The sequence below is a fragment of the Parasphingorhabdus sp. genome (assembly GCF_048267785.1).
Classification (GTDB): domain Bacteria; phylum Pseudomonadota; class Alphaproteobacteria; order Sphingomonadales; family Sphingomonadaceae; genus Parasphingorhabdus.
Window position 1 is genome coordinate 20,550 of record NZ_JBLWWU010000005.1, and the last position, 19,826, is coordinate 40,375.

The following is a 19,826-nucleotide window of genomic DNA, read 5'->3' on the forward strand; positions in this document are numbered from 1 at the left end:
ATGGACACTGCTACAGCCTCGCTACAGAAAAATTTTGTCGAGGCGCTGTGTCGGCTGATTCCCGCGTTTGAATCGAATGACCAGAAACTGGGTCTCGCCGTTTCCGGCGGTCCCGACAGTCTGGCTTTACTGTTATTGGCATTTGAGGTCTATCCGGACAGGATTGTCGCTGCGACCGTCGATCACGGCTTGCGCCCCGCCGCACGGACGGAAGCGGAATTTGTCGCATCGATATGTAACCAGCGGGCCATCCCGCATGCGATTCTGCGCCCCGTCGTTCCGATCCGTGGCAGCATTCAGAGCGCGGCACGACGCGCGCGCTACGGATTGCTCCATGGCTGGATGAAGGATAACCATATCGATTGGCTGGCGACCGCCCATCATGCCGATGATCAGCTGGAAACCATGATCATGCGCATATTGCGTGGCAGCGGAATTGACGGGATGTCGGGCATCAGAGAGAAACGAAACAATATTGTCCGGCCCCTGCTCCATTTTCAAAAATCGGTGCTGATCTCCTATGTCGCCAGTCAGGGCATCGATGCGGTCGATGACCCGTCCAACACCGATCAGGGCTATGATCGCGTCCGCGTGCGCAATGCGCTCAAAAATCTTGAAGGGTTTGACACCAGTCTTGCCAGCCAGAGCGCCAGCGCGCTCGGCTCTGCCCGTGAAGCTATCGAGTGGCATGTCGACCAACTTGCTGCGGAACATGTCGAAAGCGCGCACGGCGGTTGCACACTGTCCAAAACCGGTTTTCCCCACGAGATCGAGCGGCGCCTGTTGCTCAAATGCCTGCATATCTGCGATCCAGCTCTTTCTCCGCGCGGTAACCAGATTGACCAGACGATCCGGGCCCTGCAACGCGGCGAAACCGTCACACTCGGTAATATTCTATGCCGGGGTGGAGAGAAATGGACATTCGGGACGGCGCCGAAGCGCCGGAACAGCCAAATTCTCTGATCCTCACGCAGTCCGTGGCACCCCCGATCACACTGATCGGTAAAAACATTGGCGTTCATATTGTCATCCGCGGCAAAAGGACTATCTTTAGTCTAAGGAATATAGCGGCCTTATACCCATTATCCGCCGCACCAACGATTACAGGACAATATGCGTAATGAATGACGAACAGGATCCCAAAGAAAACCCGTGGATGAAAAGCATGTTCATCTGGGCCGGTGTCATTGTAGCGCTGCTGCTGACGGTTTCGATGTTTGGTGCTGGCACCGCAACAGACGCGGGAACGGGAATCAGCTATTCTTCATTCCGCAACAAGGTGGAAGAAGGCAGCGTGAAAAGCGTTTCTATCGCGCCGGACAAGATCACCGGCGAACTCACCAATGGCGACACGTTTTCGACCACGCCGGTTGGCAGCGATCCTACGCTGGTCAATCTGCTGGATGAAAAAGGTGTTGAATATAGCGGCAAGGCACAAGAACAGGCCAGTATCTGGCAGATTATTCTTGTCCAATCCCTGCCCTTCCTGCTGATCCTCGGCATCGCCTTTTTCGTGCTGCGCCAGATGCAGAAGGGCAGCGGCTCCGGTGCCATGGGCTTCGGCAAGTCGAAGGCGAAACTGCTGACCGAGAAACAAGGCAAAGTCACCTTTGCCGATGTTGCCGGCATTGATGAAGCCCGGGAAGAGCTGGAAGAGATTGTTGAATTCCTGAAAAATCCCGGTCGTTTTGCCAAACTTGGCGGACAAATTCCGAAGGGTGCACTGCTCGTTGGTTCACCCGGTACGGGTAAAACGCTGCTCGCCCGCGCAATCGCCGGCGAAGCGGGCGTCCCCTTCTTCTCCATTTCCGGTTCGGACTTTGTCGAAATGTTTGTCGGTGTCGGTGCGAGCCGTGTCCGTGACATGTTCGAACAGGCGAAGAAAAACGCGCCCTGCATCGTCTTCATCGACGAAATCGACGCGGTCGGTCGCCATCGTGGTGCCGGACTTGGCAATGGCAATGACGAACGCGAGCAGACACTGAACCAGTTACTGGTCGAAATGGACGGCTTCGAGGCGAATGAAGGCATCATCATCATCGCCGCAACCAACCGCCCCGACGTGCTTGACCCTGCTCTGCTGCGTCCCGGTCGCTTTGACCGGCAGGTGGTTGTGCCTCGTCCCGATATCGAAGGACGCGAAAAGATTCTCGCTGTCCACATGAAGAAAGTGCCGCTGGCACCGGACGTCGATCCGCGCACCATTGCGCGCGGAACGCCCGGTTTCTCCGGTGCGGATCTGGCCAACCTGGTCAACGAGGCTGCCCTGATGGCGGCTCGCCGTGGCAAACGGATGGTCGCGATGAGCGAGTTCGAGGATGCCAAGGACAAGGTCATGATGGGCACCGAACGCAAATCGATGGTGATGACCGAAGACGAGAAGAAGATGACGGCCTATCACGAAGCCGGCCATGCGCTGGTCTCCGTGCACGAACCGGCGTCTGATCCGATCCACAAGGCTACCATCATCCCGCGCGGTCGTGCGCTTGGCATGGTCATGCGTCTACCCGAACGCGACAATTACAGCTATCACCGCGACAAGATGCACGCCAATCTGGCGGTTTCCATGGGCGGCCGCGTCGCCGAGGAAATCATCTTCGGCTACGACAAGGTCTCGTCCGGCGCTTCCGGTGATATCCAGTACGCGACGAAACTCGCTCGCGACATGGTCACCCAGTGGGGCATGTCGGACCTGATGGGGCCGTTGCAATATGAAGAGGAACAGGGTGAAACCTTCCTCGGCTATTCGCAATCCCAGCGCGTCCACATGTCGGATGAGACCGCGAAGAAGATCGATCTGGAAATCCGCAAACTGATCGACGACAGCTATGATCGGGCAAAACAGGTGCTGACCGAAAACGAGAAACAGCTCCACGCTCTGGCCAATGCACTGCTCGAATATGAAACCCTGTCGGGAGAGGAAATCGACGAGATCATCAAGAAGGGCAAGTTGAAACGTCCCGCTGGTGATGTCGCCAAACCGACCGTTGTCCCGTCGGTTGGCGGGTCCATTCCGAAAGCGGGCCGGAAGAAGAAAGGCCCGTTTGGCGATCCCAAACCGCAAGGCGCCTAGTCCGGTTCTTCGAAATAGAACAGAAACAAGAAAAGGCCGCTCGGAAGATATTCCGGCGGCCTTTTCTTTTGTCCCGAATATAATTGCGCGGTTACGCAGATAACCTAGCGGCGACCATAGTCTCCGGTCACACCGGCACTGCGCGGTGGTGCGGCAGCCGTAAGACGCAGCGCCTCTGCCGACTGGCTGATCGAACCGATTTCATCGGGTGTATCATCATCATCGATGAGCACCTTCTGCAGCGACTGGATCAGGCTTTCTTCAAGATCCTTCGGCTTGACCGTTTCTTCTGCGATTTCGCGCAGCGCCACAACCGGGTTTTTATCGCGATCGCGGTCGACAGTCAGCTCTTCACCGCCTGAAATCTCACGTGCGCGCTGGGCAGCGAACAACACCAGATCAAACCGGTTTGGGACTTTATCAACGCAATCTTCAACCGTAACGCGAGCCATAAGCCGCTCCTGATTCTGCAAAGTTTTGGAAAAGAAGCCTGTATCTAGGGATATGGGCGGGATTTGTCAACAAATCCGGAAGCCTGCAATCGTTCCCCCGCCCGCCAAGGGGTAATCTAATGGTTTGTCCGTGCGCCGGTGATAATCTATGCCCTCCACCCATGGAACGCCCCACCGCCAAAAACCCGAAATTTCAACATGATCCAGCGCAATGGTTTGATGTCGGCGAGAACCGGTTGCGGCTTGTTCGTGCCGCGGCGGTGCGCCTTTCGGCGCTGGTGGAGGTACTCGAAGCGGCGGAAAAAAACCTCAAGCTGTTCTTCTATATGTATGAGGATGATCATACCGGACGGCGAATCCTGGATATATTGATCGCGGCATGCAAACGCGGTGTGACGGTCGAAATGATGGTCGACAGCTTCGGGTCCAACGGTGCCCCCCGCAGCTTTTTCGATCCGCTGATCGAGGCCGGTGGAAAGTTCAAGATTTTCAGCCCCCGCTTCTCCACCAGCTATTTTATCCGCAATCACCAGAAGATGATCATCGCCGATGATTGCTGCGCCCTGATTGGTGGCTTCAACATCGCCGACGATTATTTTAATGTGCCGCGGCCGGATGAGGACAGCAGCACGATCAAAGATAGTTGGGAAGATCTCGGCCTTCAGATCAAAGGACCTGAAGTTGCCAATCTGGCCAGCTATTATCGTCTTTTGTCCAACTGGGTTTATCGCGACAATGGCAATATGCGCTCACTGCGAAAAATGGTGCGCCAATGGGAAGCGGGCGATGGCCAGTTTCGCTGGCTACTCGGCGGGCCCAGCAACCGCCTGAGCCGCTGGGCGTCAGCGATCAAGAAAGATCTAGAACAAGGCAGCAGACTCGATCTGGTGACCGCCTATTTTTCTCCGGGACAAGGGCTCTTGCGACGCATCGGCGGATTGTCCAAGCGGGGCGGACACAGCCGGATCATATTGCCGGGCAAAACCGACAATCCCGCCACGATCGGGGCCAGCAGGCTGCTGTACGGATATCTTCTGAAACGCCATGCCCGTCTTTTCGAATATCAGCCCAGACGCCTGCATACCAAACTGGTGATTGTTGATGATGCAGTTTACGCGGGTTCCGCCAATTTTGATTTGCGCAGCCTTTTTATCAATGTGGAAATGATGTTGCGGATCGAAGATGCCGATTTTGCGAATCATGCACGCTCCATGGTGGACATTTTGCATGAACAGGCAGAAGCGATCACACCGGAATTGCACAAATCGCGGCAAACATTTCTCAATCGGATACGTTGGACGATATCCTATTTTGTCGTGAATACGCTCGACTATAGCGTTACCCGCAGACTTAATTTTGGAATCAAGAAATAGGTTCGCCTTGCTGAAATTGGCTAAATTCCAGCCCGGCATCAACATTCTGTCGCAGAGAGAGAATCGTTCACCGCAATCCGCGATTATGGCTCTGTTAAGACTGGGTTACATAGCTAGGAAGGACAATGAACTTTCTAACATCAGATGATCGGCAGCGCCCATGATCCAGTTTCGCTATATATTAATGTTGCTGCTCGCCACCATGTTGAGCGCATGCGCGTCCACATCCAGCCGGCCAGCGATTGAACAGTCGAATAACCCACCCCCAATCTATCAAAATCCCGCACCGTCGGAACCTGCACGCACAAATACGTCTCGCAAGCAGCCCGATCCCGCACTGGTCCGCGAAATTGCAGACTTGTGGCGCAGCTTTCCGGGAAAAACCGGGATTGCGGTCAAGCGGATCGATGGAGAATGGGAGTTCGGTCACCGGATGGATCAATATTTTCCCCAGCAAAGTGTTTCCAAGCTTTGGGTCGCCCTGACCATGCTCGACAAGATCGACCGGGGCCAGGCCTCGCTGTCGGACCCCATTCGTATCGGCAAAGAGGATCTGACGGTATTCCACCAGCCTATGGCGGTTGAAGTGGAACGGGAAGGCGCCGTTGTAAAAACCGTCTATACATTGCTGGAAAAGGCGCTCGCGAGCAGCGACAATACCGCAAATGATTCTCTGCTTCGTCATGCCGGCGGTCCCGAAGCCGTACGTAAATTCATTGCAAAAAACGATCTCGGGAAGATTCGCTTTGGTCCCGGCGAACGACTTCTGCAAAGCGGTATTGCCGGAATGGAATGGAAACAGAATCTGTCCTACCGACGCAGCTTTTATACGGCCCGCGCCAAGGTACCAGTGGAACGCCGACGGCAAGCACTCGACGCCTATCTCGCCGACCCGGTTGATGGGGCGAGCCCTCAAGCCATTGTGCGCGCGCTCGACAAACTGGCCCGCGGCAAACTGCTCTCCGAAAATTCAACACGATTGGTGCAATCCATATTGAAACGCACCCGAAGCGGACCAAACCGGCTGAAGGCCGGCGTGCCGGCTGGCTGGGAATTTTTGCATAAAACCGGCACCGGACAGGTTCTGGGACCGGTAGCAACCGGCTATAATGACATTGGGATCATGACCGCTCCCGATGGAACGCGCTATGCGGTGGCTGTCTTGCTCGGCGATACAACCGCATCCATTCCCGAACGTATGCGGCTGATGCAGGCGGTGGCCCGGGCGGTCGCCCGCTATCATCGCAGCTAGCGCCTAATTGGAATCGGCGGGAGCCGTCTCCATATTGTCGATTGTTTCGGGAGGGGCGTTGCGTTCGTCGAGCATTTTCGCCGCCTCATCCAGTGCTTTCGCTTCGCCAACGGTTACACCGCCGGGGCCGGGGTCATTCTGAGCCGGGCCGCAGGCGATCAGAGCGGACAAGATCATGATAGGAAAAATGCTTTTCATCGCGTCTCCATAAAAGCAATATCAGCTGAACCAAAGACAAAAAAAGGGCCGCCCTCAGGCAGCCCTTTTTCCTAAAATGTAAGCGAAAGCTTAGTTGACTGCTTTTTTCGCAGCGTCAGCAGCTTTGTCTACTGCGCTATTGGCAGCATCTTTAGCAGCTTCGCCAGCAGCTTTTGCAGCTTCGCCAGCGGCATCTGCAGCTTCGCCAGCAGCTTCCGCAGCTTCACCAGCTTCACCAGCTTCTGCAGTTGCGTCAGCAGCTGCTTCGCCCATGGCGTCGGCTGCGCCTTCAGCGGCATCCATTGCATCATCAGCAGCTTCTTCAGCGGTTGCTTCCGTGCCTTCTACTGCTTCATCCGCACCAGCTTCAGCATTGTCTGCGCCTGAGCATGCAGCCAGGCCGAGTGCAGCGGCCAGAACGATTGATGTTGTAACTTTTTTCATTGGGGTAAACCTCTGTTATATTCCTCAAAAAACCACGCGAAACAGGAGGGTCTATACCTCCAATGTTCCGCGGTCCGTATAACTAGCGTTTTGACGGAATTAACGCAATGAAGAACCGTTTGTGGCATTTTCGTTACCTGTAAAATTTGGTCTGTTTGGGGAACCAATCAAATCGCAACCCTATAAAATCAAGTCGATTGACCAGATATAAAGATTTCTTTATATACCCTTCCGCAATGGATCATATTTTAAACATATTCCGGGCACTGGCTGACCCTACGCGGTTGCGAATCGTTTTATTGCTGCAAAAAATGGAGCTGGCGGTTGGTGAACTGGCGCAGATACTGAACCAGAGTCAGCCGCGGATTTCGCGCCACATTAAGATTCTGGATGAAGCGGGGCTGGCAGAACGGCGAAAGGAAGGCAGCTGGGTTTTCCTGAAACCGGGACCAGCGGCGGAACTCGCCATTTGGGGACGCATCTTCCGTTCGGACAAGGTCGCGAAGTCCGATCAGGCTCTGGAGGATCAAGCGCAACTCTCATTGGTCCGCAAAGCGCGCGCCGAGATGGCGGAGCAGTATTTTTCCGCGCATGCCGAAGAATGGGATGCGATCCGGTCGCTGCATCTACCCGAAGCAGATGTTGAACGGGCGATGCTCGCCTTGCTGCGCGACGCGCAACTCGGCAAGATGTTGGATATCGGGACCGGGACGGGACGGATGGTTGAACTGTTCGGACCATCGGCCCAGTCGGTCATTGCGCTTGATAAAAGCCCTGAGATGCTGCGGCTCGCTCGCGCAAAATTGCTGGAAAGCGAGACCGATAGAGGGTCCGATCTGGTACAGAAAACGGAGTTGAAACAAGGTGACTTCAACCAGTTGCCCGTGGATAGTGGAGCGGTAAATACCGTCATCCTCCATCAGGTATTGCATTATGCTCAGCATCCCGAAGCGGTACTGGTCGAAGTGTCTCGTGTGTTGAAATCCAACGGTATCGTCCTGATCGCGGATTTTGCCGCGCATGACCGGGAAGATTTGCGCACCGAACATGCCCACGCGCGCCTCGGCTTCAGCGATGATAGCATGAAACGCTGGCTCACTGCGTCCAAGCTCGAACTGGTGCAAACCCGGACGCTGGACGGAGGTGAACTGACGGTAAAAATATGGGTTGCGAGAAAACCGGTTATTTCCAGTCTGCATCCCGAGTCCGACAAATTGATATCCCAATCCGAGAATATGAAAAGAGCCACAGCATGAGCAATCTGACCCTGAGCGAGCTGGAAGAAGCCAAGCGCGCGCTTGATGTTCCGCTGTTTGCTGGATTGAGCGGAGATGCAGATGTCTCGTTCGAGTTTTTCCCGCCCAAATCGGCGAAGATGGAACAGACTTTGTGGGACAGCGTGTTAACCCTCGAACCGCTCAATCCCCGTTTCGTTTCGGTGACATATGGCGCTGGTGGCACGACACGCGAGCGCACCCATGCAACGGTCGCCAGAATCGCCAAGGAAACCAATATCCCCGCCGCCGCACATTTAACCTGCATTGATGCGAGCAGAGAAGAGATTGCGGAGGTCGCGAGAGCCTATTGGGAGGCGGGCATTCGGCACATTGTGGCGTTGCGCGGAGATCCGCCGGCAGAAGGCCGTGCTTTCGAACCGCATCCACAGGGCTATGCCAGCGCCGCCGAACTGGTGAAGGGCCTCAGTGATATCGCGCCTTTCGAAATATCGGTTGCGGCCTATCCGGAAACCCATCCGGAAGCAGATTGCCCGCAAAGCGACATCGACAATCTCAAGCGCAAGCTGGACGCAGGAGCAACCCGCGCGATCACCCAGTTTTTCTTCACCGCAGAAGCGTTCTTTCGTTTCCGCGATGCGGCGGCGGCAGCCGGTATCGATGCCGAGCTGGTACCGGGCATATTGCCGGTGTCGAACGTGGCCCAGACCCGCAAGTTTGCCGGCATGTGCGGCGCGGAAATTCCGATCTGGATGAACGATCTGTTCGAGGGCCTGGATGACCATCCGTCGGCCCGGCAATTGATCGCGGCGACCGTGGCAGCGGAACTCTGCCGCAAGCTATATGCCGGAGGCGTGCGACAATTCCATTTTTACACGCTCAACCGGGCGGAACTCAGCTACGCCATTTGTCACTTGCTCGGCAAGCGACGCGGCGGCGCGCAACAGGAGAAAGCGGCATGACCAGCGCCCGCGAACAATTGCAGAAACTCGCCGCAGAGCGGATATTGGTATTTGATGGCGGCTATGGCACCGCGATCCAGAATTATCGGCTCGGCGAACGGGACTATCGCGGCACGCTCGACCTGACCGATGACCAGAAGGGCAATAATGATCTGCTCAGCCTGACCCGGCCGGATATTATCGAAGCCATTCATACGTCCTATCTCGAAGCGGGCGCCGACATTATCGAAACCAACACCTTCAGCTCGACCGAGATCAGCCAGGCCGATTATGGCTGCGAGCATCTGGTCCGTGATCTGAACGTCAAGTCGGCAGAAATCGCCCGTGCGGCCTGCGACAAGGCCGAAGCCAGGGATGGCCGCCCGCGTTTCGTCGCCGGATCCGTCGGCCCGACCAACAAGACCCTGTCGCTATCGCCGGACGTCAACGACCCCGGTTTCCGCGAAATTGAATATGATTATCTGAAAGGCGTTTACCGGGCGCAATGCGATGCCCTGATCGAGGGCGGGGTCGATTTCCTGTTGATCGAAACGATCTTTGATACGCTCAATGCCAAATGCGCCGGCATGGCAGCGATGGCAGCCGCCGAAGCAAGCGGGCGGGACGTGCCGCTGATGATATCGATGACGCTGACCGACCTGTCCGGCCGCAATCTGTCGGGCCATACGGTCGAGGCTTTCTGGCACGCGGTCCGGCACCTGAAGCCGCTGACCATCGGGCTCAACTGTTCCTTTGGCGCCGACCAGCTCAGGCCGCATCTGGCGATGCTGGCGAAAGAGGCGGATTGCCTGATCATGGCCTATCCCAATGCCGGCCTGCCCAATGATCTCGGCGAATATGACGAAATGCCGCAGGAGACCGCAGAGCTGATCGGGGATTGGCTAAAGGACGGTCTGGTCAATATCGTCGGCGGCTGCTGTGGCACCACGCCCGACCATATTGCCGCCATTGCAAAGGCAGTTGCCGATCAGGAGCCGCGCAGGATACCCGATGTGACGGTCCGGACGCGGCTTTCGGGTCTCGAGCCGTTTACGATGGCGGCCTGAACAAACGGATTTGTTTTTCGTATCGCGCGGGGGCGTGGCACGGATCGCGTAAAATGAATGTCGCTCGGCTCCGGTCGGGACCAACGGATAACAATAATATATTATGACACAGTCCTCTTCCACCAATTTCGTCAATATCGGCGAACGCACCAATGTTACCGGCTCTGCCCGCTTCAAGAAGCTCATCCTCAATGATGACTATGAAGCAGCGGTCGAGGTCGCTCGCCAGCAGGTCGAGAATGGCGCGCAGGTGATCGATATCAATATGGACGAAGGGCTGCTCGACGCGCATCACGCGATGACCACTTTTCTCAAGCTGATCTCCGCCGAACCGGATATCGCGCGCGTGCCGGTGATGATCGACAGCAGCAAATGGTCGGTGATCGAGGCGGGTCTGAAATGCGTGTCCGGCAAGCCGATCGTCAATTCGATCTCGATGAAGGAAGGCGAGGAAGAATTTCTCAAACATGCCCGCAAATGCATGGCCTATGGCGCTGCCGTCGTGGTCATGGCCTTTGATGAAACCGGACAGGCCGATACCAGGGACCGCAAGGTCGAGATTTGCGAACGCGCCTACAAGCTGCTGACCGGCATCGGCTTCCCGCCGGAAGATATTATTTTCGACCCCAATGTCTTTGCCATCGCCACCGGGATTGACGAGCATCGCCGCTACGGCATCGATTTTATCGAGGCGACCCGCGAGATCAGGAAGCGCTGCCCGCATGTCCATATTTCCGGCGGCCTTTCCAACCTGTCATTCAGCTTCCGTGGCAATGAACCGGTGCGCAAGGCGATGCACAGCGTCTTTCTCTATCATGCGATTCCTGCCGGCATGGATATGGCGATCGTCAACGCCGGTCAGCTGGATATTTACGACGACATCGATCCCGAACTGCGCGAACTTTGCGAGGATGTGATATTCGACCGGCGCGACGACGCGACCGACCGGCTGATCACGCTGGCGGAAAAATTCCGCGGCACCGACGAAGTCGCCGAAAAGGCAGCGGCGGAATGGCGCGGCTATGAAGTGCACAAGCGTCTCGAACATGCGCTGGTCAAGGGCATCGACGCGCATATCATCGAAGATACCGAGGAAATGCGCCTCGCCGTCAAGGCGCGCGAAGGCCGCCCGATCGAAGTGATCGAAGGCCCGTTGATGGACGGCATGAATGTCGTCGGCGACCTGTTCGGCTCGGGCAAGATGTTTCTGCCGCAAGTCGTGAAATCCGCGCGCGTCATGAAAAAGGCTGTCGCCCATCTCTTCCCCTATATCGAGGCGGAGAAAGACGAGAATGCCAAGGGCAAGGGCAAGATCATCATGGCCACGGTCAAGGGCGATGTGCACGATATCGGCAAGAATATCGTCGGCGTCGTGCTACAATGCAATGGTTTCGAGGTCATCGATCTGGGCGTCATGGTCGCCTGGACCGACATCCTGAAAGCCGCCAGGGACAATGACGCGGATATCATCGGATTGTCCGGGCTGATCACGCCATCGCTCGATGAAATGGTAACCGTCGCCGAAGAAATGGAGCGGGCGAAAATGACAATGCCGCTGATGATCGGCGGAGCGACGACGTCAAAAACCCATACCGCATTGCGTATCGAGCCCGCCTATAGCGGCCCCACCATCTATGTGCTCGACGCCAGCCGCGCCGTCGGCGTGGCATCGCAACTGGTCAGCGACACCCAGGCCGAACCCTTCATCGCCAAGACCCGGGAAGATTACGAGCAAGTCCGCATCGCGCGAGCGGGCAAGACCGGAAAGAAGCTGACAACTCTCGAAGAAGCCCGCGCCAATGCCGCTGTGGTCGACATGAGCCTCAAGGCCGCAGCACCGGCGAAACCCGGACTGCATGTCTATGAAGACTGGGATCTTGCAGAACTGCGCGAATATATCGACTGGACCCCGTTTTTCCGCGCATGGGAACTGGCCGGTAATTATCCCGCCATTCTGACCGACGAGATCGTGGGCGAAAGCGCAAGCGACCTGTTCCGTGATGCCCAGGCCATGCTCGATCAGATTATCGACGAAAAATGGCTGACGGCAAAGGGCGTGGCCGGCATCTGGCGAGCGCGGCGGGACGGCGATGATATTCTCGTCGCTCCGCAAAATGAAGAATATACACTGCCGATGTTGCGGCAGCAGGTCGTCAAACGCGGCGGCAAACCGAACAATTGTCTCGCCGATTTCATCGATACCAGCGACGACTGGATCGGCGGCTTCGCGGTTACCGCCGGCCATGGAATCGACGAACATGTCCAGCGGTTCGAGATGGACAAGGATGACTATAACAGCATCCTGCTGAAGGCTCTTGCCGACCGGTTTGCCGAAGCCTTTGCCGAACGCATGCACGAACATGTCCGCAAGGATCTGTGGGGCTATGCGGCAGATGAAAATTTGAACAACAAGGACCTGATCCGGGAGAAATATCAGGGCATCCGCCCTGCCCCCGGCTATCCCGCCTGTCCGGACCATAGTCTGAAGCCGATATTGTTCGAGATGCTGGATGCGACGGCGAACACCGGTATCGAGCTGACCAGCGGCTTTGCAATGACTCCGACGGCTGCGGTTTCGGGATTTTATTTCGCCCACCCGCAAGCCGATTATTTCGGGGTCGCACGGATCAGTGAAGACCAGGTCGAAGAATATGCCACAAGGCGCGGCGTGTCTGTCGAACAGGCGCAACGATGGTTGCGGCCCAATCTGAACGAATAGTCCGCCCGGTTCACCGGTTAACCTCTGTCGCTCAGCCTGGATTCATATGGGACAGCCCAAGTAACACTATTGTTTGCCGTCGCGGCAGGCGATAATGAGACTGCCCTATTCTTCCGATTCAGGATGGCCGAAATGAACCTCAAGACCCCTTTGATTACCGCTGCCATATTCGCCACACTTGCCGGAACCGCCGTACAGGCACAGCGCGTTGCGCCCTTTACGGTCGTGGAAACCGGCCAGACCTACCAAAGACTGGCGGACGCGGTTGCAGCCATTGGCGGCAATAATGCGACCATCGTCATCGCACCCGGCTCCTATGGCGATTGTGCGGTTCAGACAGCGGGCCGGATCACCTACAAGGCTTCTGTCCCGGGTCAAACCATCCTCGATGGCGGTGTCTGCGAGGGCAAGGCATCGCTTGTCCTGCGCGGCAAAGCAGCAACGATTGACGGAATCATTTTCCAGAACCAGCGCGTTCCCGATGCCAACGGAGCCGGCATCCGGATTGAGCGGGGCGATCTCTACGTCTACAACGCCATGTTCCGCAACGCCGAGCAGGGCATATTGAGCGCCGATGATCCGAGCGCGGAGATTGTCATCGACCGGTCCACCTTCCAGCGGCTGGGACGCTGCGATCGCGGCCTGTCCTGCGCGCACAGCATCTATATCGGTGATTTCGGATCGCTGAAAGTAACCAACAGTCGGTTCGAGAAGGGCAATGGCGGGCATTATGTCAAAAGCCGGGCGCCCCGGGCGACGATCACCAACAACAGTTTTGACGATACGCAGGGCCGGACCACCAATTATATGATCGATCTGCCGGCTGGCGCGACCGGCGTGATCAGCGGCAATGTCTTTGTTCAGGGCCAGAACAAGGAAAACTATAGCGCCTTTATCGCCGTGGCAGCCGAAGACAAAAAACATAGCTCGACGGGACTCAATATCCATTCGAACAACGCATCACTGGCCAAGGGTGTAAAACGGAACACCTGGTTCGTCGCCGACTGGAGCGGCGACGAATTGCGGATTGCGAACAACAGCCTCGGGCAAGGCCTGACCCGCTACCAGCGGCGCTAGGGCCTCACCCCATCCGGTTCATTCGCAGCTGTTTGCAGGGCCACCGTCGATATCGAGACATTGACCGTCTGTTTGATCCGCGGTGATTTCCACACCGATCAGCGCGCCCAGAGTCGGGGCGATATCGACGGTCATTACGGACAGAGGCTGTTCAAAATGCCGGATGCCCTCGCGCCAGAACAGGATCGGTACCCGGCGGTCATAATCCCAGGGGCTGCCGTGCGTGGAAACATAGCCGCGCTGGGTTGAGGCAATCGGTGTGATCCCCTTTTTGAGCAAGACGATAAAATCGCCGGACCGGTCGGGGTGGAAAGATGCGCGCGCACGCTCGGCCAGCGTCCATTCTTCGGGCGATCCGCGCGGGATTTCGACCGACGCAATGTCGTCACGGTCCAGCACCATCTCGACCTGAGCATGGGCAGCGATCAGCGCCATGGCGCTATCCTTGACCTGTTCCCGCTGCTCTTCTGACAACTCGAGACTGACATAATAGTCGCCAAATGGTCCGTCCGCGTAGAGCACCGGCTTGTCGCCCGGAATGTTCAGCCCCGCTGCAACTTTCTTGCCGATCGTCTTTGCATTGAGATCGGGGTCGATACGCTGGGCCGTCGGCACGCCCTGCTGGCTCATCCGTTCCGGCAGGTCCAGACCGCCATGATCGGCGGTCAGCATCACGACATAATCAATGTCTTGCCCGTCCAATATGTCGAAAAATTCTCCTAGGGACCGGTCCAGTTCACCCATCTGGATGCACATTTCGAGGCCCTCGGTGCCAAAGGCGTGACCAATATAGTCGGTGGCGGACAGCCCGACAGATATCACGTCTGTCGTTTCGCCCTGACCCAGCTTCATGTCATTGATCACCGCGGTTGCGGCCGCGATTATCGAACGGTCGAAGTCGGGCGAGCCGCGGTATATGCTGGCGGCACCATCGGGACGCTGGAAGGCATAGTCGCCGACAGATTTTCCGTCCCCGTGCATGATCTTCGCGCTATGCGCGGAACAGCGGGCCGGTATCTCGAAAGCCGGGCGGGCCTTGTCAATTTTTGCGCCGATGGTCTCGTTCAGCCTGGCCACTGCAGGCATTATCTTGCGGCCCTGAAGGGTGGAAAATCCCTTGCCTTGCCACCAGTAGATCTCGTCAACATCGTGGCCGCCCATCATCAGGGCTGCCCGGTCCTTGCCCGCCACCGCGACATTGCGCGATTCTGGTGATATTTTCTTCAGTCGATCGCCCAATGTGGGGACCAGAAGGTGCCAGGCGGAAGCGACAAAATCACCCTGGGTTGCAGCCGTGATATCGCCAAAGCTGGTGCCCGCGATCCGTTCGTCCTCGGCGCAATAAACGGTCTTGTCTTCGCGCTCGATCGACAGATCGATCCAGTTATTGGCGATGATCCCGGCGCGGCCGGAATGGACGCCGGTCATGATTGTCGAATGGCCCGGGCAGGTTTCGGTTGCCGCATGGGACTGATAGCCGGACGGGAATACCACACCATTTGCCAGCCGTTTCAGGCCGCCGGTGAAACTGCTGCGATATTCGGCGAACAGATCGGCGGAGAACTGGTCAACCGAAATGGCAACGACCAATTTCGGAATGGCCCGTTCCGCGCTGTTATTATCTTCGGCATTTGCGGTTCCCGAAAATGTGATAAGCGCAGCCAAGGCTGTAACTATGTTCGATTTTTGCACGAATTGTCCCCACTGGATGAAAGCGACTATGGAAAGAGGTCTATCAATAGACTAGATGCCGATAAACAGGAAATAGTGAGTTTTTATGACATTTGATTTTCGCATTTTCTCGATAATGCTGGCGTTCATGGCGCTGGTCATTGCTCCGGCGGCCGAAGCGCAGAACCGGCTAGGCAATAGCGAATTGAACGTACCGGCCACGCTGATGGCCGAAGCGCAACAGGTCAAAGCCGGGCAAAACGTGACGCTGGCCTTCGTCATGGAGCCCAAGCCAACATGGCACGGTTATTGGGAAAATCCCGGCGACGCCGGTATAGGCATGAGCTTTGACTGGACCCTGCCCGCAGGCGTGACCGCCGGAAAGCCGAAATTTCAGGTTCCCGATACGCTGCTGATTTCCGGCATTATGAACTATATTTACAAGGGCGATTATGCTGTGCTGGTCGATCTGACTCTGGCCGATGATATCCGGCCCGGTCCATTGCCCATCACTGTAAAATCGGAATGGCTTTCCTGCACGGACGAGATTTGCGTGCCCGAACAGGATGAACTGTCGATCACGCTGCAGGTCGTCGGCAAAGACGCTCCGGTTGTGCTCGACAAGAGATTCAACGGGTTCCGCGCCGCCCTGCCCCGGCCTTTGGGCAGCGAAGCAAGCTTTGCCGTGACTGACAATCTCTTCCGACTATCGGTTCCCCTGCCGGCCAATGTCGAGATCGACAGTCCCTATTTCTTCATCCTTGAAGACGGCGTTGTCGACTATGCCGCACCACAGAAATTCACGCGCGACGGCGATCGCCTGATCCTCGAAACCGATGCGCGGGGCGACGGGTTTGACGCGATCAACGGCATTTTGAAAATCGGCGATCACACGGGTTTCCTGATATCCGCAGTCAAAGGCGATGTCGCCATGACCGGCCTGCCGCTGGCGGGAGACGGGCAGAAGACAGAAAGCAATGGGTCACTGCTTTTTTTGGCGCTGGGCGGCGCATTATTGGGCGGCCTGCTGCTCAATCTGATGCCCTGCGTCTTTCCTATACTCAGCCTGAAGGCGATCAGCCTGGCCAAGGCTGGCGGCAGTGAAGCCGTCGTCCGCCGCGACGCTCTGGCCTATACCGCCGGCGTCGTGCTGGTTGCCACGGCGCTTGGTGCAGTCCTGCTCGGCCTGCGGGCCAGCGGAGCGGCCGTCGGCTGGGCATTCCAGCTGCAAGACCCGCGGATCATCTTTGTCCTGCTCGCGCTGGTAACGGCCATCGGCCTCAATCTGGCAGGTCTGTTCGAACTGCCCAATGTCAATTTCGGCAACAAGCTGACCGGGAAAGACGGGGCTGCCGGTTCCTTCTGGACCGGCGCGCTCGCAGCCTTCGTCGCGACGCCGTGCACCGGCCCGTTCATGGCGGCCGCTCTTGGCGCGACAATCGTCCTGCCGCCGGTGGCTGCGCTGGTGATCTTTGCCGGTCTCGGCGTCGGCCTCGCCCTGCCCTTTCTGCTGATCGCCTTTGTACCGGCTATCCGCAGCCGCCTGCCCAAACCCGGGCCCTGGCTGGACAGCTTTCGCAAGATCATGGCCGTCCCGATGTTCCTCACCAGCATCGGCCTGATCTGGCTGCTTGGTCGCCAGATTGGCACCGATGCGCTGGGTTTGTCGCTGGTCTTCCTGCTTACGGTCAGCCTGATCCTGTGGTGGTTCGGCGGCGGACAGATGAAGGGCCTGTCGCGCGGCGCACTGACCAGCGCGGCCATGGTCGCTGCGGTTTTGGGCGGTATCATCGCCCTCCCCGGAGAAGAGGCGATGAATAGCCAGAAACTGGCGCACTCGTCTGCCGCAACCCTGCCGAGCGAGCCGTTCAGCGAAAGCCGCCTGTCGGAACTGCGTGCGTCCGGCCAGCCGGTTTTTGCCTATTTCACCGCCGACTGGTGCATCACCTGCAAGGCCAACGAGGCAGCCGCCATCCAGCGCACCGAAACCGCCGAAGCCTTTGAAGCCGCCAAAGTGGCCGTGCTGATGGGCGACTGGACACGGCCCGATCCGGTCATCAGCCGGTTTCTGGAAGAGCATGGCCGGGCGGGCGTGCCGCTCTATCTCTATTATGCGCCGGGCGAGGAGCCCGTCATTCTCCCGCAGATACTGACGGTGGCAACATTGGTAGATTTGGTCGATAAATCGGTGTAAACTATACCCCTTGCTTCCATCCCCAATGAACGGAGACAATTCATGAGGAATCTTTCATCCATAGCTGTGGCGGCCATCGCCACCATCGCACTGGCCAGCCCTCTGGCGGCAGCACAGAAAACAGGCGCCATTGCGCAGGATTTCAAACTCACCGATGTAAATGGCAAAACCGTTCAGCTGTCACAATTTCGCGGCAAGACCGTTGTGCTCGAATGGCATAATCCCGGCTGCCCTTTTGTGAGCAAACATTATGACAGCGGCAATATGCAGGCGACCCAGAAGGCGGCCCGGCAGCAGGGCGCGGTCTGGCTGACGATCAACAGCGGCGCCAAGGGCAAACAGGGTCATATGACCGGCGCAGAGGCAAAAGCACTGATTGCCAAGCAGAATATCCAGTCGACCAACTATCTGTTCGACACCAAAGGTCTGGTCGGCAAGGCCTATGACGCCAAGACGACGCCCCATATGTATATTATCGATGGTGCTGGAATATTGGTCTATCAGGGCGGAATTGACGACAAGCCGACCGCCAATCCGGCAGATATAAAGGTAGCGCGCAATCATGTGCTGGCGGCTCTGTCCGAGATAAAATCCGGCGACAAGGTCAGCGTGGCCCATTCGCGGCCCTACGGCTGCTCGGTCAAATATGCATCCTGACCCGTCGGACACCAGAACGGTGGAATGATTGCAGGACCGGCACGCTAACTTTACGCGCGTGCCAGTCCTGCGCCCCGGGTCTCCGGATATGATGACGGCGTACGAACCCCCGAAAGTCGCCATCGACAGGTCTCCGGACCCAATGGAAGAGCAATTTCTGCTCTTTGTTCACACCGAGGATCGGAGACAGATTCGATACACAACCCGAATCTGCCTCCGCTTCTGTTCCGACAGCGTGCGACCCTACCGAAAGGCACCGTCGGTCAAACTTCTCCGTTCCACCCGCCGGCGATCAGCGGCGGTGGAGGTAATTTTTCTAGCGTCTCGATGCCAGCCCCGCACTATTCCGGTACTCAGGAACGTGCTGCTTGAGCCACTTCTTGTCACGGCGGTCTCTATACGGGCCTTGTAGACAACCTGCTATGAACAAGAGTGTAAATAGATGTATCTTAACGCAAGGTGCTGAATTAGCCCTTTTTTATTATTAAGCGCCGGGGGCCGCGGGCGGTCTATATTCTTGCAACTCTGGCGAGGGTTCCAGCCCGGTCAAGAAATCTATGATTTTACAGATAGTTGCGGTTGTTACCGATTCGCGCGTTGTTTGATCCCTCGAAAAAGCCCTAGCCCGGCTTGCGAAACCGCATCACGAACCTGTCAGTTTTGCCACGAACCGCCGGATCGAAGACATTCTTGTCCAGATCGTCATCGGGATTGGCGAACATGTCACTTTCCCCGTCCAGCACGAAACCCGCGTTCATGAAATCGGACCGCGCGGTTGCCGGATCGATCCTGTGGGTCTTTTCCACGATCGCGCGCGTATCGCCGGATAGTCCTACATGGTCGATCACGGCCACGATACCGCCCGGCTTCATCCCCGCGTATAGATTGGCCAGCACGGTGGCCGGCTCCATTCTGTCGAACTTGAACTTTTCGCTCTGCCAGTAGAAATCATGATAGATCAGGTGGAGCATGGCAAAATCGATGCTGTTCGCTGCCGGCTTGTAATCCGGCAATTGCGAAGGAACCATGGTCACATTGGGTTGCCGCTGGGCGACGCCTGCCCATTTTTGCTTCGACTGGTCGCTGGAGACAAATTGCGGCGGATTGACCGCTATCACCGAACCTGTTGCACCGACGACACGACCCATGATCTCGCTGTAATAGCCGCCGCCAGCAAAGATATCGAGCACAGCGTCGCCGCTTTCCAACCCCATGAAGGCGAGCACTTCAGCCGGACTGCGACTCTCGTCGAGCGCGACATCCGCCTCAGTCCGCCCTGCAGCGTTCACCGCCGCCTTGAAATCAGCAGTCCTGTCTTCTGTGGCATCTGCTGTTAAGGGCGAGGCCTCTGTCGCATGAACCGGGCCGGCAATCGCCATAGCAGAGGTTGCCAATGTCAGAAATATCGAAGCACGCATGATGTCTCTCCCCATATTATCAGAAGCAGCATGCACCCGTCACGGTTTTCACACA

The 19,826-nt window shown here is 57.1% G+C and carries 16 protein-coding genes; 11 read left to right on the plus strand and 5 right to left on the minus strand.

Features of this window, described 5'->3' with window-relative positions; genetic code table 11:
- Both tilS and ftsH read left to right on the plus strand, forming a co-directional pair.
- Complete coding sequence (gene tilS, locus ACN0VD_RS05330; RefSeq protein WP_417592386.1) at positions 1-963, plus strand: tRNA lysidine(34) synthetase TilS; 963 nt, start codon at positions 1-3, stop codon at positions 961-963.
- Between the two features lie 157 nt (positions 964-1,120).
- Positions 1,121-3,073, plus strand: a complete 1,953-nt coding sequence (gene ftsH, locus ACN0VD_RS05335) for an ATP-dependent zinc metalloprotease FtsH (protein ID WP_417592388.1) — start codon at positions 1,121-1,123, stop codon at positions 3,071-3,073.
- 104 nt (positions 3,074-3,177) lie between these two features.
- Here the strand turns inward: ftsH and rpoZ are convergent, their stop codons facing one another.
- The gene (gene rpoZ / locus ACN0VD_RS05340; protein ID WP_417592390.1) at positions 3,178-3,525 is read right to left on the minus strand and encodes a DNA-directed RNA polymerase subunit omega; all 348 of its coding nucleotides are present in this window, start codon (positions 3,523-3,525) and stop codon (positions 3,178-3,180) included.
- Positions 3,526-3,686: 161 nt separating this feature from the next.
- On the opposite strand from rpoZ, the gene ACN0VD_RS05345 reads away from it, so the two are divergent.
- Both ACN0VD_RS05345 and ACN0VD_RS05350 read left to right on the plus strand, forming a co-directional pair.
- Positions 3,687-4,898, plus strand: a complete 1,212-nt coding sequence (locus ACN0VD_RS05345) for a phospholipase D-like domain-containing protein (RefSeq protein ID WP_417592392.1) — start codon at positions 3,687-3,689, stop codon at positions 4,896-4,898.
- 160 nt (positions 4,899-5,058) lie between these two features.
- A complete protein-coding gene (locus tag ACN0VD_RS05350) occupies positions 5,059-6,150 on the plus strand; it encodes a serine hydrolase (RefSeq protein WP_417592394.1) in 1,092 nt (363 codons plus the stop codon).
- Positions 6,151-6,153: 3 nt separating this feature from the next.
- Here ACN0VD_RS05350 and ACN0VD_RS05355 read toward each other — a convergent pair whose 3' ends face one another.
- Both ACN0VD_RS05355 and ACN0VD_RS05360 read right to left on the minus strand, forming a co-directional pair.
- Positions 6,154-6,348 carry a hypothetical protein gene (locus ACN0VD_RS05355; RefSeq protein WP_417592396.1) on the minus strand — a complete coding sequence of 65 codons (195 nt, stop codon included), beginning with the start codon at positions 6,346-6,348 and terminating at the stop codon, positions 6,154-6,156.
- A 90-nt stretch (positions 6,349-6,438) separates the two neighbouring features.
- Complete coding sequence (locus ACN0VD_RS05360) at positions 6,439-6,792, minus strand: hypothetical protein (RefSeq protein WP_417592398.1); 354 nt, start codon at positions 6,790-6,792, stop codon at positions 6,439-6,441.
- 236 nt (positions 6,793-7,028) lie between these two features.
- Here ACN0VD_RS05360 and ACN0VD_RS05365 point away from each other — a divergent pair, with 236 nt between their 5' ends.
- From ACN0VD_RS05365 to ACN0VD_RS05385, 5 genes are all read left to right on the plus strand, one after another.
- Positions 7,029-8,048, plus strand: coding sequence for an ArsR/SmtB family transcription factor (locus ACN0VD_RS05365; protein ID WP_417592400.1), 1,020 nt, complete (start codon positions 7,029-7,031; stop codon positions 8,046-8,048).
- The gene (metF, locus tag ACN0VD_RS05370) at positions 8,045-8,989 is read left to right on the plus strand and encodes a methylenetetrahydrofolate reductase (protein WP_417592402.1); all 945 of its coding nucleotides are present in this window, start codon (positions 8,045-8,047) and stop codon (positions 8,987-8,989) included. The genes ACN0VD_RS05365 and metF overlap by 4 nt, the downstream gene beginning before the upstream one ends.
- On the plus strand, positions 8,986-10,035 hold the full coding sequence (locus ACN0VD_RS05375; RefSeq protein WP_417592404.1) for a homocysteine S-methyltransferase family protein: 1,050 nt from the start codon (positions 8,986-8,988) through the stop codon (positions 10,033-10,035). The genes metF and ACN0VD_RS05375 overlap by 4 nt, the downstream gene beginning before the upstream one ends.
- Before the next feature lie 103 nt (positions 10,036-10,138).
- Entirely contained in the window at positions 10,139-12,754 is a 2,616-nt protein-coding gene (metH, locus tag ACN0VD_RS05380) for a methionine synthase (protein ID WP_417592406.1), read from the plus strand.
- A gap of 132 nt (positions 12,755-12,886) precedes the next feature.
- Complete coding sequence (locus tag ACN0VD_RS05385; RefSeq protein ID WP_417592408.1) at positions 12,887-13,831, plus strand: right-handed parallel beta-helix repeat-containing protein; 945 nt, start codon at positions 12,887-12,889, stop codon at positions 13,829-13,831.
- 18 nt (positions 13,832-13,849) lie between these two features.
- Here the strand turns inward: ACN0VD_RS05385 and ACN0VD_RS05390 are convergent, their stop codons facing one another.
- Positions 13,850-15,523 (minus strand): alkaline phosphatase family protein, encoded by a 1,674-nt coding sequence (locus ACN0VD_RS05390; RefSeq protein ID WP_417592410.1) that lies wholly within the window; start codon positions 15,521-15,523, stop codon positions 13,850-13,852.
- Positions 15,524-15,608: 85 nt separating this feature from the next.
- On the opposite strand from ACN0VD_RS05390, the gene ACN0VD_RS05395 reads away from it, so the two are divergent.
- Complete coding sequence (locus tag ACN0VD_RS05395) at positions 15,609-17,696, plus strand: protein-disulfide reductase DsbD family protein (RefSeq protein WP_417592412.1); 2,088 nt, start codon at positions 15,609-15,611, stop codon at positions 17,694-17,696.
- Between the two features lie 42 nt (positions 17,697-17,738).
- Positions 17,739-18,353, plus strand: a complete 615-nt coding sequence (locus ACN0VD_RS05400; RefSeq protein ID WP_417592414.1) for a redoxin domain-containing protein — start codon at positions 17,739-17,741, stop codon at positions 18,351-18,353.
- Between the two features lie 620 nt (positions 18,354-18,973).
- Here ACN0VD_RS05400 and ACN0VD_RS05405 read toward each other — a convergent pair.
- Positions 18,974-19,771 carry a class I SAM-dependent methyltransferase gene (locus ACN0VD_RS05405; protein WP_417592416.1) on the minus strand — a complete coding sequence of 266 codons (798 nt, stop codon included), beginning with the start codon at positions 19,769-19,771 and terminating at the stop codon, positions 18,974-18,976.
- Between the last annotated feature and the right edge of the window lie 55 nt (positions 19,772-19,826).